The sequence below is a fragment of the Rhodococcus sp. OK611 genome (assembly GCF_003050885.1).
GTDB lineage: Bacteria > Actinomycetota > Actinomycetes > Mycobacteriales > Mycobacteriaceae > Rhodococcus_G > Rhodococcus_G oryzae.
Map to the genome: position 1 here is coordinate 169,672 of NZ_QAOZ01000005.1, position 18,345 is coordinate 188,016.

Here is an 18,345-nt window from a genome sequence, read left to right on the forward strand (position 1 = left end):
ATGAGGTATCAGTTGAAGCCGATCATGCTCAACGAAGACAACGACGGCCGCAGCTCGATCGAGTGCCAGTCCGATGTCTTTCCGCTGTCGCCCGCGCAGCTCGGAATGTGGTACGCGCAGCATGTCGACCCTGAGGTCCCCATCAACATCGCGCAGTTCGTGGACCTGCGTGGCCCGCTCGATCTGCAGATTCTCGACGACGCCAGCCAGATCGGATCCGCCGAGTTCGGCACCGGGTTCCTTCGCCTGATCGAGGTGGACGGCACCCCGCAACAGGTGATCGACCTGACGATCGACGACCATGTCGGTTACCAGGACTTCCGCGGCTACGAGAACCCGGAACGTGCCGCGCAGGACTGGATGCAGGCCGAATTCAGCGCACCGATCGACCTGCTCGAGGACCGCCTCATCGCCGCGGTCGTGCTGCAGATCGAGGACGAGCGGTACTTCTGGTACTCCCGCGTGCATCACATCGCGCTCGACGGCTTCGGTGCGATGGCCTACATGACCCGCGTCGCCGAGCTCTACTCGACGCTGATCGAGGGGCACGAGCCCACCCCGTCCAAGGCGAGCACGCTGCGCAGCCTCTACGAATCGGAGGTCGCGTACCGCGAGAGCACCCGGTTCCAGTCCGACGCCGCCTACTGGGCCGACCGCGTCAAGGGCATGGAGGAGGGCACCAGCCTGACCGAGCGGACCGCGCCGCCCGCCGCGCTCAACGGCATCGCGAGCGCGGCGCTGTCCGCCGGCACCGAGGCGCTGATGGCCGAATCGGTGGCCCGGCACGACTCCTCGCCGTCGGGGATGCTCATCGCGGCGTTCGCCGCGTACCTGGCCCAGATGACCGATGCCGGCGACGTGATCCTCAGCCTGCCGGTGACGGCTCGGACGACGGCCTCGATGCGCAAGTCCGGCGGCATGCTCTCCAACGTGGTCCCGCTGCGGCTGCACGTTGGCACGGGCACGACCGTCGAAGAGCTGCTCAAGTCCGTTCAGGTCGCGGTCGCCGGGGCGCTGCGCCACCAGCGGTACCGTCACGAGGACATCCGGCGCGATTCGTCCAACAGCACGATGCAGCGCGAATTGCTCGGCCCGTTGGTCAACATCATGTTGTTCCACAACGAGCTCGCCCTCGGTCCCGTCGTCGGTGAGCTCAGCATTCTGTCCACCGGCACGGTGGAGGACCTGGCCGTCAACTTCTACCAGAGCGTCGCAGGCACCCGGACGCACGTCGATTTCGAGACCAACCCGAACCTGTACACCGAGGAGCAGGCGAAGGGGCACCACGACCGGTTCCTCGCCTTCTTCGATCAGTTCCTCGCCGCGGACCCGGCCCAGCGGGTGTGGGACCTGACCGTCACCACCGAGGCCGAGCGGACCCTCGCACTGTCGGGTTGGAACGCCACCGATCGGGTGGTCGAGGACGGCACGTTGGTGTCGATGTTCGACGCTCAGGTGGTGCGGTCGCCCGGTGCGGTCGCATTGTCGTTCGACGGCGAGTCGGTGACCTACTCGGATTTCGATTCTCGGGTCAATCGCCTTGCGCGACATCTGATCTCCATCGGTGTCGGTCCGGAATCGTTGGTGGCGTTGGCGATGCGTCGATCGATCGATCTGTTGGTCGGTGTGTACGCGGTGGTCAAGGCCGGTGGTGCGTACGTGCCGGTGGACCCGGATCAGCCGGCGGATCGAATCGGGAACATCCTCGACACCGCCGAGCCCGCGTGCGTTCTCTCGACGTCGCGTGACGAGTTCACGGCCCCGGGGGCTGAGGTCGTCGAGATCGACGCGGTCGACCTGGCGTCGTTCTCGGATGCGCCGGTGTCGGATGTGGATCGGTTGGCGCCGTTGGTGCCGTCCAATACGGCGTATGTGATTTTCACGTCGGGTTCGACGGGTCGGCCGAAGGGTGTGGCCGTGAGCCATGCGGCGATCGTGAATCGTCTGTTGTGGATGCAGGGCGAGTACGGGTTGTCCGTCGATGATGTGGTGTTGCAGAAGACTCCGGTGACCTTCGATGTGTCGGTGTGGGAGTTGTTCTGGCCGTTGCAGGTTGGTGCTCGGATGGTGATCGCGGTGCCGGATGGTCATCGGGATCCGGCGTATCTGGCTCGGGTGATCGTGGAGGAGTCGGTGTCGACGGCGCATTTTGTGCCGTCGATGTTGGCGGTGTTCGTGGCGGAGCCGTCGGTGGTGGGGGCGTTGTCGTTGCGGCGGGTGTTTGCGTCGGGTGAGGCGTTGCCTGCGGAGACTGCGGCGCGGTTGCGGGAGATCCTGCCTGCGGTGCGGTTGCACAATCTGTACGGCCCGACGGAGGCCGCGGTGGACGTGACCTTCCATGAGGTCACCGCGGCGGACGTGGTGGGTGTGCCGATCGGTGCGCCGGTGTGGAACACCCAGGTGTTCGTGTTGGATTCGCGGTTGCGGCCGGTGCCGGTGGGTGTGCCGGGCGAGTTGTATCTGGCGGGTGTGCAGTTGGCCCGCGGGTACGTCGGTCGCAGTGACCTGACGTCGGATCGGTTCGTGGCGAACCCGTTCGGGGCGTCCGGTGAACGGATGTACCGGACTGGTGACCTGGTGTCCTGGAACGACTCCGGCGAGCTGGACTACATCGGCCGCACCGACTTCCAGGTGAAGTTGCGCGGTCTGCGGATCGAGCTCGGCGAGATCGAGGCGGTGCTTTGTGCGCTGCCCGAGGTGGCGCAGTGTGTGGTCGTGGTGCGCGCGGATTCGGCGGCCGGCGAGCAGTTGGTCGGCTACGTGGTGCCGTCGGCGGGCGCCGTGCTGGACGTCGACGAGCTGCGATCCGCAGTCGAGCGTGTGCTGCCGGCATACATGGTGCCGTCGGCGTTGACGGTGCTGGAGGCGTTCCCGCTCAACGCCAGTGGCAAGTTGGATCGCAAGGCGCTGCCCGCGCCCGTGTTCACGCTCGGTGAGCGGGCCTATCGTGCCCCGCGGACTCCCGCGGAGGAGATCGTCGCCTCGGTGTTCGCGGACGTGCTCGACGCGGATCAGGTGGGCCTGGACGACAACTTCTTCGAGCTGGGCGGTAACTCGCTCAACGCCAACCACGTGGTCGCCCGGATTGGCGCGGCATTCGGCATCCGGCTCGGCGTGCGGACGCTGTTCGAGGCCCCGACCGTCGCGGCGATCACGGACCGGGCGGAGAAGGCCAGCGCCAAGGGGGAGCAGCGCCCGCAACTGGTGGCCAGGACTCGGCAGGAGCAGCTTCCGCTGTCGCTTGCGCAGCAGCGGATGTGGTTCCTCAATCAGTACGACACCGCAGCTGCCACCTACAACCTGCCGCTCGTCGTCCGGCTCGCCGGACGCACCGATGTGCCTGCCCTGCGCGCGGCCCTGCTCGACGTGCTCGGCCGGCATGAGGCGCTGCGCACGGTGTTCCCCGAGTCGGCGGCCGGCGTGTTCCAGGTGATCCTGCCCCTCGCAGAAGTGGACCTGGACGTGGTCGCGCAGGAGGTGACCGAGGACGAACTGGCGACTCGGCTCACGGACTTCGCGTCCCTCGGATTCGACGTGGCGGAGGAGATCCCCTTCCGGGTGCGACTGTTCGCGGTCGGGGCGGACGAACTCGCCGTTGCGTTGGTCGTTCACCATATTGCCGCGGACGGCATGTCGTGGGCGGTTCTGGCTCGTGACGTGATGACGGCTTACACCGCCCGGGCCACGGGTGTGGCACCGGACTGGGCGCCGCTGCGAGTGCAGTACGCGGACTACAGCGTCTGGCAGCGCGAGGTGCTCGGATCCGAGGACGATCCGAACTCGTTGTCCGCCAAGCAGATCAGCCACTGGCGTGAGGTGCTGGCGGGGCTGCCCGACCAGCTGGACCTGTCCATGGACCGACCCCGCCCGGTTGTCCAGTCCTTCGACGGCGGCCGGGTCCGCTTCACCATCGAGGAGGACACGGTCCGGGCGCTGGGCGCGCTGGCCCGGGCCCAGGGCGTCACCGCCTTCATGGTTGTGCACGCGGCGCTGAGCGTGCTGTTGGCACGCCTCAGCGGTACCACCGACATCGCGGTCGGTACCCCGGTCGCCGGTCGAGGCGAGCAGGCACTCGACGACGTCATCGGCATGTTCGTCAACACCCTGGTGCTGCGCACCGAGGTAGATGCCGGTTCGTCCTTCGTCGATCTGCTTGCCCGCGTCCGCGACGTCGACCTGGCCGCATTCTCCAATGCCGACGTGCCTTTCGAGCAACTCGTCCAGGTGCTCAACCCGGCGCGCTCGACCTCCCGGCACCCGCTGTTCCAGGTGGCGCTGTCGTTCGAGAACATGGGCGCGACCACCCTCGAGCTCCCGGGGCTGTCGGTGTCCGCCAGCGAGGTCGAGGTCGATCTGTCCAAGTTCGACCTGCAGTTGACCCTGCGCGGCGGTTCCGATTCCGTAATGGACGCCGAATTCATTTACGCCACAGATCTGTTCGACGAGTCGACGGTGTCCGGATTCGCGGAGCGGTTCGTCCGGATCCTCCGGTCGGCGCTGCGCGAGCCCAGTCGCCCGGTCGGTGACATCGAGATCCTCTCCGGCGAGGAGCGAATCGACCTGTTGAGCCGCTCCGGCCGTGAGGGGGAGCCCGAGCGGCTCTTGCCTGACATCCTCCAGAGTGCTGCAGCCGCGAATCCGACCGGTGTCGCCGTGTCCGATCAGGGGCGTGAACTGACCTACCATGACCTCGACGAGGCGTCGTCGAGGCTGGCCCGGCTGTTGATCACCCGCGGCGCAGGGCCCGAGACCACAGTTGCCGTCGCGCTGACCCGGTCGCTCGAATCCGTGCTGGCGGTGTGGGCGGTGGCCAAGACCGGTGCCGCGTTCGTGCCGGTCGACCCGAACTACCCGATCGACCGTATTGCCTACATGATCGAGGACTCGTCTGCCGTCGTCGGCGTCACCGTCGACACCTTCCTCGGTCAGTTGCCCTCTGGCATCGCGTGGCTGGCGCTCGGAACAGACGCAGTCGAGGACGAACTCGCCGCACTGGCACTGACACCGGTGGGCGACCCGGACCGGGTGCGTCCGCTGCAGTTCGCCAACGTCGCCTACCTGATCTACACGTCGGGCTCCACCGGCAGGCCGAAGGGCGTCGCGGTCACACACGACGGGCTGGCCGCCGTCGTTGCCGATCAGCGCGCGTCCTTCGGTACGACGCGCGATTCACGGATCCTGCACTTCGTATCACCGAGCTTCGACGTGTCCATCTACGAGATGCTGCTGGCTTACGGCTCGGGCGGCACCGTCGTGATTGCTCCGCCGACGATCTACGGCGGTGCCGAACTCGCCGAGCTCATGCGGCGCGAGCGGGTGACACATGCATCGGTCACCCCGGCCGCGCTGGCCGCGGTCGACCCGTCGGACCTGACCGACCTGCGCATGGTGATGGTCGCCGGCGAGGCATGCCCGCCGGAACTGGTCGCCAGGTGGAGTCCTGTCTGTGACTTCGTCAACGGTTACGGTCCCACGGAAGCAACGATCATCGCCACCACCACCGGACCGCTCGCGGTCGGTCAGCCGATCACCATCGGCGGCCCGGTGACGGGCGTCCGCGCACTGGTGCTGGACGGTCGCCTGCGTGCGGTTCCGGTCGGTGTCGTCGGTGAGTTGTACCTGGCGGGGCCGGCGTTGGCTCGTGGTTACCGGGGTCGGCCGGGGTTGACGGCGGACCGGTTTGTGGCGGATCCCACCGGGGTGGTGGGTGATCGGATGTACCGGACCGGTGATCTGGTGCGGTGGACTGCCGATGGTGATCTGGACTACCTGGGTCGTAGTGACTTCCAGGTGAAGGTGCGTGGGTTCCGGATCGAGCTCGGTGAGATCGATGCGGCGCTGTCGGCGCTGTCGGGTGTGGAGTTCGCGGTCACCGTGGGTCACCAGGGTGTGGGTGGGACGACGTCGTTGGTGTCGTATGTGCTCGGTTCGGACGGGGTCGTTCTGGAGCCGGCTGCGTTGAAGGCGGCGTTGGCGGAGTCGTTGCCCGGGCACATGGTGCCTGCGGTGGTGATGGTGCTCGACGGGATTCCGTTGACTCCGGTCGGGAAGCTGGACCGGAAGGCGTTGCCCGCACCGGTTTTCGAGGCGACCGCGTATCGGGCTCCGTCGACGCGTGAGGAGGAGCTTGTCGCGACCGTGTTCGCCGAGGTGCTCGGTCTCGAGCGGGTCGGTTTGGACGACGACTTCTTCGAGCTCGGTGGCAACTCGCTGATCGCCACGCAGGTGACGGCGCGACTGGGTGCCGCACTGGACACCGTCGTCCCGGTTCGACTGCTCTTCGAGGCGGCGACCGTCGAGGCACTCGCCGCCCGCGTCGAGGACCTGGCCGGAGTCGGCCGCAAGGCGTTGGCAGCGGGCCCCCGCCCGGACCTGATTCCGTTGTCCGCCGCGCAGCAGCGGATGTGGTTCCTCAACAAGTTCGATCCCGAGTCGACCGCGTACAACCTGCCGTTGGCCCTTTCTCTCTCGGGTGAGTTGGACGTCGCTGCGCTGCGCTCCGCCATCGCCGACGTCATCGGTAGGCACGAGTCGCTGCGGACGTTGTTCCCAGAGGTCGATTCGGTCCCGCGGCAAATGATCCTGGACGCCGAAGACGTCGCTCCCGAGCTCGCACCGGTCGTCGTCGCGGCCTCCGAAATGCCCCAGACGCTGGTCGGCTTCTTCTCCAAGGGCTTCGACGTCACCGTGCAGGTTCCGCTGCGCGTCGCCCTGTTCCGGGTGGCCGGTGCGGACGGCGCCGCCGGCGAGTTCGTGCTGGCGATGGTGGTGCACCACATCAGTGGTGACGGCTGGTCGATGGCGCCCCTGGCCCGCGATGTGATGGTCGCCTACTCGGCGCGGACGCAGGGCGTCGAGCCCGCGTGGGTGCCGCTGCCGGTGCAGTACGCCGACTTCGCGCTGTGGCAGCATGAGCTGCTCGGCTCCGAGGACGACCCGGAGTCCTTGTCGGTGACGCAGCTCGACCACTGGAAGTCCGTGCTGTCGGGATTGCCGGACCAGCTGGACCTGCCGGCCGATCGGCAGCGGCCCGCGGTTGCCTCGTATCGGGGCGCCACGAACCGCTTCACGCTGGCGCCGTCGCTGCAGCGGGAACTGCATCGGGTCGCTCGCGAGCAGGGCGTGACCCTGTTCATGGTCGTGCACGCGGCCCTGTCGGTGTTGCTTGCCAGGCTCTCCGGAACCACGGACATCGCGGTCGGTACCCCGGTGGCAGGCCGCGGTGACGCGGCGCTCGACGATCTCGTCGGCATGTTCGTCAACACCCTGGTACTGCGCACCGAGGTGGACCCCGGTGCGAGCTTTGCGGAGGTGCTCGCCCGGGCCAAGGAGACCGACTTGGCTGCCCTCGGCAATGCCGACGTCCCGTTCGAGCGGTTGGTGGAGGTGCTGTCCCCGGCGCGCTCGCAGGCACGTCACCCCTTGTTCCAGGTGTCGCTGGCCTTCCAGAACCAGCGACAGACCGAGTTGGAACTCCCCGGACTCAGCATCCGTGCGCTGGAGTACGACGAGCAGGTCGCAAAGTTCGACCTTCAGCTCGACCTGACTGAGTCCTTTGACAGTGCAGATGAGTTCGCTGGGATCGTCACCGAACTGACCTATGCGACCGACCTGTTCGACGAGCCGTCCATGCGGGCGTTCGAGAACCGGTGGGTGCGAGTGCTCGAGGCGGTGGTGGCCGATATCGCCGTCGTCGTCGGCGACATCGACCTGCTCGAGCCCGTCGAGCGGGAATCCCTGCTGTCGTCGTGGAACTCCTCCGGAGTCGACGAGGGTGTCGACGCGACCCTGGTCGAGGCATTCGATGCCGCGGCAGTGGTTCGTCCCGATGCCGTCGCCGTTCGGTTCGACGGTGCGTCCCTGACGTACCGGGAGCTCGATGCGCGGGCCAACCAGCTGGCACGCGAGTTGATCACGATGGGTGTGGGACCGGAGACGCTCGCGGCGGTGGCGCTGCCGAGGTCTGCGGACCTGGTGGTGGCGTTGCTCGCGGTGCTCAAGGCCGGTGGTGGGTACCTGCCGGTGGATCCGACGTATCCGGCGGACCGGATCGCGTTCATGCTCGCCGACGCGGCACCGGTGTGCGTGGTGACCACGGTCGGCCGTGAGATGGATCTGCCGACTGACCTGCCGGTCGTCGAGATCGACGTGGTGGACGTGTCGTCGCATTCGTCGGCCGCAGTGCAGGATTCGGACCGAATCGCGCCGCTGCGCCCGGCCAACGTGGCCTACGTGATCTACACGTCGGGGTCTACGGGACGCCCGAAGGGCGTGCAGGTGCCGCATCGGACGGTGACCCGTCTGATGCGCAACACCGAGGGCCGGTTCGGATTCGATTCCTCCGACGTGTGGACGATGTTCCACAGCTATGCATTCGACTTCTCGGTGTGGGAACTGTGGGGTCCGCTGCTGTACGGCGGGACGCTGGTGGTTGTCGACTACTACACGTCGCGTTCGCCGGAGCAGTTCCTCGACCTCCTGGCCCGCGAGCGGGTGACGGTGCTGAACCAGACTCCGTCGGCGTTCTACCAGCTGGCGGAGGCCGATCGGCGGAACCCGGCCGAGCTCGCGCTGCGTTACGTGATCTTCGGTGGTGAGGCGCTCGAGCTGCCTCGGCTGTCCGACTGGTACCGGCGCCGCGGCGAGACCCCGGTGCTGGTGAACATGTACGGCATCACCGAGACCACCGTGCACGTGTCGTTCCGGGCGCTCGACGCCAGGACGGTCGCGGAGGCCGCCGGCAGCGTCGTCGGTCAGGCGATCGCCGGCCTGCAGGTCTTCGTGCTCGATCACCGGCTGCGGCCGGTGCCGATCGGAGTTCCCGGTGAGATGTATGTGGCCGGCGTTCAGTTGGCGCGCGGCTACCTGGGCCGGCCGGATCTGTCCGCAATTCGTTTTGTCGCCAACCCGTTCGGATCGGGCCGGCTCTACCGATCCGGTGACCTCGCTCGGTGGAACCGCAACGGGGAGCTCGAGTACCTGGGACGTGCCGACGACCAGGTGAAGGTGCGCGGCTTCCGAATCGAGCTCGGCGAGATCGAGGCCGCGCTGCTGGCGGAGCCGGGCGTGGCACAGGTGGCGGTGATCGTGCGCGAGGATACCGCCGATTCGGCCCGGATCGTGGCGTACCTGGTGCCCGAGGAGACCACCGGTCTGGATGTGCGGGCGGTGCGCGAGGGATTGGCCGGCGTGCTGCCCGAGTACATGGTTCCGTCGAACTTCGTTGTACTCGAAGAGATTCCGCTGACCGTGAACGGCAAGCTCGATCGGCGAGCGCTGCCCGCGCCTGCCGTGGAAGTACGCGAGTTCCGTGCCCCCGTGTCGACGAGCGAGGTCGTCGTGGCCGGGGTGTTCGCGGAGGTGCTCGGACTCGACCGGGCGGGTCTGGACGACGACTTCTTCGACCTCGGCGGCAACTCACTGATCGCGGCGCAGGTCGCCGCGCGGATCGGTGCGGCACTGGAGACCAAGGTGCCGGTGCGCGTCCTGTTCGAGGCGCCCACCGTGGCGGGACTGGCCGGCGCTGTCGACGCGCTGGCCGGTGGCGGAGCCATGCCCGCACTGGTCGCGCAGCCTCGGCCGGAACGGGTTCCGCTCTCCCCGGCCCAGTCACGGATGTGGTTCCTGAACCAGTTCGACACCGCATCCGCGGTGAACAACATTCCGGCGGCGATTCGACTCTCGGGCCCCATCGACGCCGCGGCCCTGCAGGCCGCAGTGGCGGACCTGGTGGATCGCCACGAGATCCTGCGGACCCGTTACCCCGAGACCGTCGACGGTCCGATCCAGGTCGTCGTTCCCACCGAGCAGTCCGTCCCGGACCTTGCGCCGACCCCACTGGCGGAGGATGACCTCTTCGCGGAGATCCTGCGCGAGGCCGGCACCGGCTTCGACGTCACCGTCGAGGTCCCGCTGCGCGTCCGACTGTTCGTCCTCGAACCCGGCATCGAACACGTGCTGGTGTTCGTCGTGCACCACATCGCAGGCGACGGGTTCTCGATGCGGCCGCTGATGCGTGACCTGATGGTCGCCTACTCGGCCCGAGTCGCCGGTCAGCAGCCGGGTTGGGCCCCACTGGCCGTGCAGTACGCCGACTACGCGCTGTGGCAGCGCGGGGTTCTCGGCTCGGAGGACGACCCGGAGTCGTTGGCGGCGAAGCAGATCGACTACTGGAAGTCCGCGCTGTCCGGGTTGCCGGACCAGCTGGACCTGCCGAGTGACCGGCCGCGGCCTGCGGTTGCCTCGGGCCGTGGTGCAGCGCACCACCTCACGGTCGACGCCGACCTGCACGCGGCACTGGCCGGTCTGGCCCGGGACCGCGGCGTGACGATGTTCATGGTCGTGCACGCGGCGCTGTCCGCGTTGTTGGCACGGCTCTCGGGAACCAGCGACATCGCGGTCGGAGCGCCGATCGCCGGTCGCGGCGAGGCGGCGCTGGACGATCTCGTCGGCATGTTCGTCAACACCCTGGTGCTGCGCACCGAGGTGGATTCCGGTGCGCCATTCGCCGAGTTGCTCGATAGGACCAGGTCGGTCGATCTCGCCGCGTTCGGGAATGCCGACGTACCGTTCGAGCGATTGGTGGACGTCCTGTCCCCGACCCGCTCGCAGGCGCGGGCCCCGCTGGCGCAGGTCGCGCTCTCCTTCCAGAACCTGGGGCTCCCCGGTCTCGAACTGCCCGGTCTGACGGTGACCCAGGTCGAGTTCGACGCGCACGTGGCCAAGGTCGACCTGCAGGTGACGGTGTCGGAGTCGATCGACGAGGCCGGCGTCCCCGCCGGGCTGGCGGTCGAACTCGGCTACGCCACAGACCTGTTCGACGAGGCCACGGTGGCCGGGTTCGGTGGTCGACTGGTTCGGGTGCTGGCGGCCGTGGCCTCCGCCCCGGAGGTCGTCGTCGGCGACATCGACATCCTCGACGACACGGAACGCGCCACCCTTCCGGTTCGCACCGGTGGGGCCGATGTCGAGCCGAGGAACTTGGCGGACGTGCTGACCACCGCGGTGGCGCTGCGGCCGTCGGCCGTCGCCCTGACCTTGTCGGGCGTCGACGTCACCTATCAGGAACTCGACGAGCGGTCGTCACGGCTGGCTCGCGTCCTGATCGAGGCCGGTGCCGGGCCGGAGACCGCGGTCGCGATCGCGATACCCCGTTCGATCGAATCCGTCCTCGCGGTCTGGGCCGTCGCCAAGTCCGGTGCCGCGTTCGTGCCGGTCGACCCGAAGTATCCGACCGACCGTGTCACCCACATGGTGACGGATTGCGGTGCGGTGCTTGGTGTCACGATCGGTGCACATGTCGAGGGGCTGCCCGCTTCGGTGCCGTGGCTGGTGCTCGACGGCGACGAGATGGACAGCCGATGCGCGAGCATGTCGCCAGCGCCGATCGCCGACGCCGACCGACTCCGCCCGCTGCGGGTGACGAACCCCGCCTACATCATCTACACGTCGGGTTCGACGGGGTTGCCCAAGGGCGTGGTCGTCAGCCACACCGGTCTGGCGAACTTCAGCGTCTACCAGCAGGCGGACTACTGGATCTCGGCCGACGACCGGACGCTGCACATCGGGTCGCCCAGCTTCGACATCTCCGTCAACGAGATGCTCCTCGCCGCGGGCGCCGGCGCGACGCTGGTCATCGCGCCGACCACCGTGTACGGCGGCGCCGACCTCGTCGACCTGCTGCGCCGCGAACGGGTGACCCACGTGATGATGACCCCGGCCGCGCTCGCCAGCGTCGAGCCGGAGGAGTTGCCGGACCTGAGGGTGGTCGGTGTCGGTGGTGAGGCCTGCCCGCCGGAGTTGATGGCACGGTGGGCCGACGACCACATCTTCCTCAACGGCTACGGTCCGACCGAGGCCACCATCGTCGTCACGACCACCGCCCCACTGGTCCCCGGAAAGCCGATCACACTGGGACCCCCGGTGCGCGGAGTGCGGGCGATGGTGCTGGACGGTCGCCTGCGTGCGGTTCCGGTCGGTGTTGTCGGTGAGTTGTACCTGGCGGGGCCGGCGTTGGCTCGTGGTTACCGGGGTCGGCCGGGGTTGACGGCGGACCGGTTTGTGGCGGATCCCACCGGGGTGGTGGGTGATCGGATGTACCGGACCGGTGATCTGGTGCGGTGGACTGCCGATGGTGATCTGGACTACCTGGGTCGTAGTGACTTCCAGGTGAAGGTGCGTGGGTTCCGGATCGAGCTCGGTGAGATCGATGCGGCGCTGTCGGCGCTGTCGGGTGTGGAGTTCGCGGTCACCGTGGGTCACCAGGGTGTGGGTGGGACGACGTCGTTGGTGTCGTATGTGCTCGGTTCGGACGGGGTCGTTCTGGAGCCGGCTGCGTTGAAGGCGGCGTTGGCGGAGTCGTTGCCCGGGCACATGGTGCCTGCGGTGGTGATGGTGCTCGACGGGATTCCGTTGACTCCGGTCGGGAAGCTGGACCGGAAGGCGTTGCCCGCACCGGTTTTCGAGGCGACCGCGTATCGGGCTCCGTCGACGCGTGAGGAGGAGCTTGTCGCGACCGTGTTCGCCGAGGTGCTCGGTCTCGAGCGGGTCGGTTTGGACGACGACTTCTTCGAGCTCGGTGGCAACTCGCTGATCGCCACGCAGGTGACGGCGCGACTGGGTGCCGCATTCGAGGCCCGGGTGCCGGTGCGACTGCTGTTCGAGGCGACGACCGTCGCCGCTCTGGCGTCCGCAGTCGCAGGCCTCGCGGGCAGTGGAGCGCGTCCGGAACTGGTGGCCCAGCCCCGGCCGGAACGGATTCCGCTGTCGCTGGCGCAGCAGCGGATGTGGTTCCTCAACCGATTCGACCCGCAGTCGGTTGCCTACAACATCCCGATGGCGATTCGACTGACCGGCGCGCTCGACATCGCGGTGCTGGAGGTCGCACTCGCGGACGTGGCCGCGCGGCACGAGTCGCTGCGTACCCACTACCCGGAGACCGAGGACGGCCCGATTCAGGTCATCGCGGCGCCCGCGGACGCGGTCCCGGCTCTGACCCAGATCCGGGTGGACTCCGAGGAACTGCCCCAGCGGCTGTACGAACTCGCGACCACCCGGTTCGACGTGACGGCAGAGATCCCGCTTCGGATCGCCCTGTTCCAGCTGTCGGCGACCGAGTACGTCCTGGCCGCGGTCATCCATCACGTCGCGGCAGACGGTTCGTCGATCGCGCCGTTCGTCGGTGACATCATGACCGCGTATACCTCCCGGCTCGGCGGGACTGCGCCTGCCTGGGTGGAGCTTCCGGTGCAGTACGCCGATTACGCGCTCTGGCAGCGACGGGTACTCGGGGACGAATCGGATCCGCGGTCGGTGGCCGGGCAGCAGCTCGACTTCTGGCAGCGCACGCTCGCCGGCAGCCCCGACCAGCTCGACCTTCCGAGTGACCGGCCCCGGCCCGCCGTGCGGTCCAACCGGGGCGGCCGGGTGGTCTTCGAGCTGGACAGGCAGCTGCACAAGGACCTTGCCGAGTTCGCTCGCGGCGAGGGGGCCACGGTCTTCATGGCCACCCACACCGCGCTGGCGGTGCTGCTGGCCCGGCTGTCCGGAACCGACGACATCTCTGTCGGCACACCGACGGCCGGTCGCGGCGAGGCCGCGATGGACGGGTTGATCGGCATGTTCGTCAACACCCTCGTCCTGCGAACCGCGGTGGACGGCGGCAAGTCCTTCGCCGAGCTGTTGGCCACGGTGAAGGATGCGGACCTCGCGGCCTTCGGCAACGCCGACGTGCCGTTCGAACGCCTCGTGGAGGTCCTCAACCCCACCCGGTCCACGGCCCGGCACCCGCTGTTCCAGGTCGGGTTCTCGTTTCAGAACCTCGCACAGACGAGTCTGGAACTGCCCAGTCTCACAGTGTCGGCACTGGACGTGGACAACGGCATCACCCAGTTCGACCTGCAGCTGTTCCTCGTCGAACGATTCGCCGCCGACGGTTCTCCCGACGGTGTCGAGGCGCTGTTCCACTTCGCCACGGACCTTTTCGACCAGCAGACGGTCGAGCGCTTTGCGGACCGGTTCGTGCGGGTGCTCGAGGTCGGAGTCGCGAAGCCGGACACCGCAGTCGGCGACATCGAGGTCCTCGACGAGGCCGAACGCACGCAGGTGCTGACGGGCTGGAACGAGACCCGTGCGGACGTCGCGGACCAGACCCTGGCCGATCTCTACCGTGCCCAGGCCTTGGCGACCCCGGATACACCGGCGCTGTGGTTCGACGGCACGGAACTGAGCTACCGCGAGTTCGACGCGCGCGTCAACCGCGTCGCCCGCGCGCTGATCGAGCTCGGCGTGGGACCGGAATCCCTGGTCGTCCTCGCCATGCGTCGGTCGATCGACCTGGTGGTCGGCATGTACGCGGTGGTCCAGGCCGGTGGCGCCTACGTGCCGGTCGATCCCGACCAGCCGGCGGAACGGACCGGTCACATCCTGGAGACCGCGGCACCGGTCTGCGTATTGTCCACCGCGCGAGATGATTTCCGCGATGCAGGGGACAGGTCTGTCCTTTTCCTGGACAGCGCCGACCTGACCGGATTCCCCGCCGGACCGGTGCAGGCCGCCGAGCGGATCCGTCCGCTGCGTCCGGAGCACCCGGCGTACGTGATCTTCACCTCCGGCTCGACCGGCAAGCCCAAGGGCGTCGCGGTCAGTCATTCCGCGATCGTCAACCAGTTGGTGTGGAAGAACAACGCTTTCGGGCTCGACGGGTCGGATTCGGTGCTGCTCAAGACCGCGGCGACCTTCGACCTGTCGGTGTGGGAGTTCTGGTCCCCGCTGGTCTCCGGTGGCCGGATGGTCATCGCAAAGCCGGGCGGCCAGCAGGATCCCGGCTACCTGCTGGACCTACTGCGTGCCCAGCGGGTGACCACGCTGCACGCGGTGCCCTCGACGGTGTCGATGCTCTCGGCGGCGGCTTCCGGTGCGGCGTTGTCTGATTCGCTGCGTCGCGTGCTCGCGATCGGCGAAGCATTGCCCGCTGCCGCGGCGCAGGACTTCCTGGCGGCGAACGCTGCCCGCCTGTTCAACCTGTACGGCCCGACCGAGGCCGCGGTGTCGGTGACTGCGCACGAGGTCACCGACGCCGATATCGCGTCGGTGCCGATCGGCGTCCCGGAGTGGAACACCCGAGTGTTCGTGCTCGACGGTCGCCTGAACCCGGTTCCCGTTGGGGTCGCGGGGGAGCTCTACCTGGCCGGAGCGCAGCTCGCACGGGGCTACCACGGCCGTGCGGACCTCACCGCGGATCGCTTCGTGGCCAACCCGTTCGGGGCATCGGGTGAGCGGATGTACCGCACCGGCGACCTGGTCAGTTGGCGCCAGGACGGCGAACTCGAATACCTCGAGCGCGGCGACTTCCAGGTCAAGGTGCGCGGCTTCCGGATCGAGCTCGGTGAGATCGAGTCCGCCCTCACCCGAGAGGCGTCGGTCGCCGCCGCCGTGGTGACCGCGCGATCGGACGAGCGCACCGGGGACCGTCTGGTGGCGTACCTGGTGCCTGCCGCCGGTGCGGTGCTCGACACCGCCGACCTGAAGGCCGCCGTGGCGGGGGCGTTGCCGAGCTACATGGTTCCGGCGGCATTCGTGGTCCTCGAGGCGCTGCCGCTGAACATCAACGGCAAGATCGACCGAAAGGCGCTGCCGGAGCCCGAGTTCGAGGCTGCGGAGTTCCGGGAGCCCGGCACCGAGGCGGAACAGCTGGTGGCCGGTGTCTACGCCGACCTGCTCGGCCTCGACGCCGTCGGTCTCGATGACGACTTCTTCGCTCTCGGCGGCAACTCGCTGATCGCCACCCAGGTCGCCGCCCGGTTGGGCGCCGCGCGCGACACCCAGATCCCGGTGGCCTGGCTGTTCGAGGCCCCGACCGTGGTCGAGTTGGCCGCGCGGGTGCAGGCGCACGTCGGTGCAGGCGACCGGATCGCACTGGTGGCAGGGGAGCGTCCGGAACGGATCCCCCTCTCGCTGGCACAGCAGCGGATGTGGGTGCTCAACCGGATTGCTCCGGATTCGGCGGCCTACAACGTGCCGGCCGGCATCCGACTCACCGGGACCCTGGACCTGGCCGCGCTGCGGGCCGCGGTCGCGGACGTCTTCACCCGGCACGAGGTGCTGCGCACCGTGTACCCGGACGGGCCGGAAGGACCGTCGCAGGTGATCCTGCCGGTGACCGAGGTGGCCGTCGAGCTGGTCCCGATCGACGTCGACGAGGCCGGGTTGGTGACGGCCGCAGCCACGGAGATGGGCACCGGTTTCGATGTCACCGACGCGGTGCCGCTGCGCGTGCGCCTGTACCGGGTCAGTCCTACCGAGCATGTGTTGCTGGTGGTGGTTCACCACATCGCCGCGGACGGATTCTCGATGGCCCCGCTGGCTCGTGACGTGGTGCTGGCTTACTCGGCCCGCACGGCCGGGGCGGCGCCGGACTGGGCTCCGCTGGCAGTGCAGTACGCGGACTACAGCCTCTGGCAGCGCGCGGTGCTCGGCAACGAGGACGATCCCGACAGCCTGCTGGCCCGCCAGATCAACCACTGGCGCGAGGCGCTGGACGGAGTGCCGGACCAGCTCGACCTGCCGTCGGACCGACCCCGTCCGGCCGCGCAGACGTTCGCCGGTGACCGGGTCGCCTTCGAGATCCCCGCGACCACGCTCGAGGCTCTGCACGACTACGCCCGACGTCGGGGCGTCACCACGTTCATGGTCGTGCACGCGGCGCTGAGCGTGCTGCTGTCGCGGCTGTCCGGCACCACCGACATCGCCGTCGGCACCCCCGTCGCCGGTCGTGGCGAGCAGGCGCTCGACGACGTGATCGGTATGTTCGTCAACACCCTCGTGCTGCGCACCGAGGTCGACCCGGCCGTCGGGTTCGACGCCCTGCTCAGCCAGGTCCGCAGCCGAGACCTGGCGGCCTTCGGCCAGGCCGAAGTGCCGTTCGAGCAGCTGGTCCAGGCACTGAACCCGGCTCGGTCGACGGCCCGGCACCCGCTGTTCCAGGTGGCGCTCTCGTTCGAGAACATGGGCGAGTCCCAGATCGAGCTGCCCGGTCTGACGGTGTCCGCGGAGGACGCTCGGATCGGCGGCGCGAAGTTCGACCTGCAGTTGACCCTCCGGCCCGGTGCACAGCCGACCGAGATGCTGGCCGAGTTCGGCTACGCCACCGACCTTTTCGATGCGGCGACAGTGCGGGGCTTCGCGGACCGCTTCGTCCGGATCCTCGACGGCGCGCTGACCGATCCGCAGCGCCCGGTCGGTGATCTCGAGGTCCTCACCGTTTCGGAGCGGTCCGACCTGATCGCCCGCCATGACGCCGAGACCGTCGGGCGCCCCGGCGGGGCGTCGGGTGCGGTCGGCCCGCAGCTGATGCCGGACATCCTCGCGGCCGCTGCGGCTCTCGACCCCGCGGCGATCGCACTGGTCGGCGAGGACGGCGATCTCACCTACCGCGAGCTCGACGAGCGCTCCTCGCGCCTGGCGCGTGCGCTCCGCGAGTACGGTGCCGGCCCGGAGACGACCGTCGCGGTCGCCATCCGTCGTTCGGTGCACTCGATCCTGACGGTGTGGGCGGTGGCGAAGACCGGTGCCGCGTTCCTCCCGGTGGACCCGAACTACCCGGCGGACCGGATCACCCACATGGTCACCGACTCCGGCGCCGTGCTCGGTGTCACCACCGAGGCGTATCTGCCGACGCTGCCCGCGTCCGTGCAGTGGCTGGCGCTCGAGACACTGGAGGAGGGTGCGGCCGCGCAGTCCGCGGCTCCGGTCACCGACGCGGACCGGACCCGGCCGCTCCGGCCGCAGCATCCGTCGTACGTCATCTACACCTCCGGCTCGACCGGGTTGCCCAAGGGCGTCGTGGTCACGCACGAGGGACTGGCCAACCTGCGGGACCACCTGCGTTCGACGTTCCGGGCCGATGCGCGGTCCCGGACCCTGCACGTGGTCTCGCCGAGCTTCGACGTCTCCGTCTACGAGCTGTTGCTGGCATACGGCGTCGGCGCGACCATGGTGGTCACGCCGCCGGACGTCTGGGGCGGCGTCGAGCTGGCCGAGTTGCTTCGCCGTGAGCGGGTCACCACCATGGTGATCACGCCCGCCGCGCTGGCGACCGTCGACCACCGCGGCCTCGATGAACTCGTGACCGTCGCGGTCGCAGGTGAGGCCTGCCCGCCGGAGCTGATGGCGCGCTGGGCGCCCGGTCGGCGGTTCATCAACGCCTACGGTCCGACCGAGGCCACCGTCATCGCGACGCGCACCGACGCACTGACCCCGGGCCAGCACATCACCATCGGTAGGCCGACCGCGGGCATCCGCAGCACCATCCTCGATGGCCGGCTGCGTCCGGTGCCGGTTGGCGTC

General features: G+C 68.7%; 1 protein-coding gene (only partly in view). It reads left to right on the forward strand.

Features of this window, described 5'->3' with window-relative positions:
• On the forward strand, nt 1-18,345 hold the 5' portion of the coding sequence (locus C8K38_RS08230; protein ID WP_097211047.1) for a non-ribosomal peptide synthetase. It continues 14,343 nt past the right edge of the window; only the first 18,345 of its 32,688 coding nucleotides appear in the window; its start codon is at nt 1-3; the stop codon falls past the right edge of the window.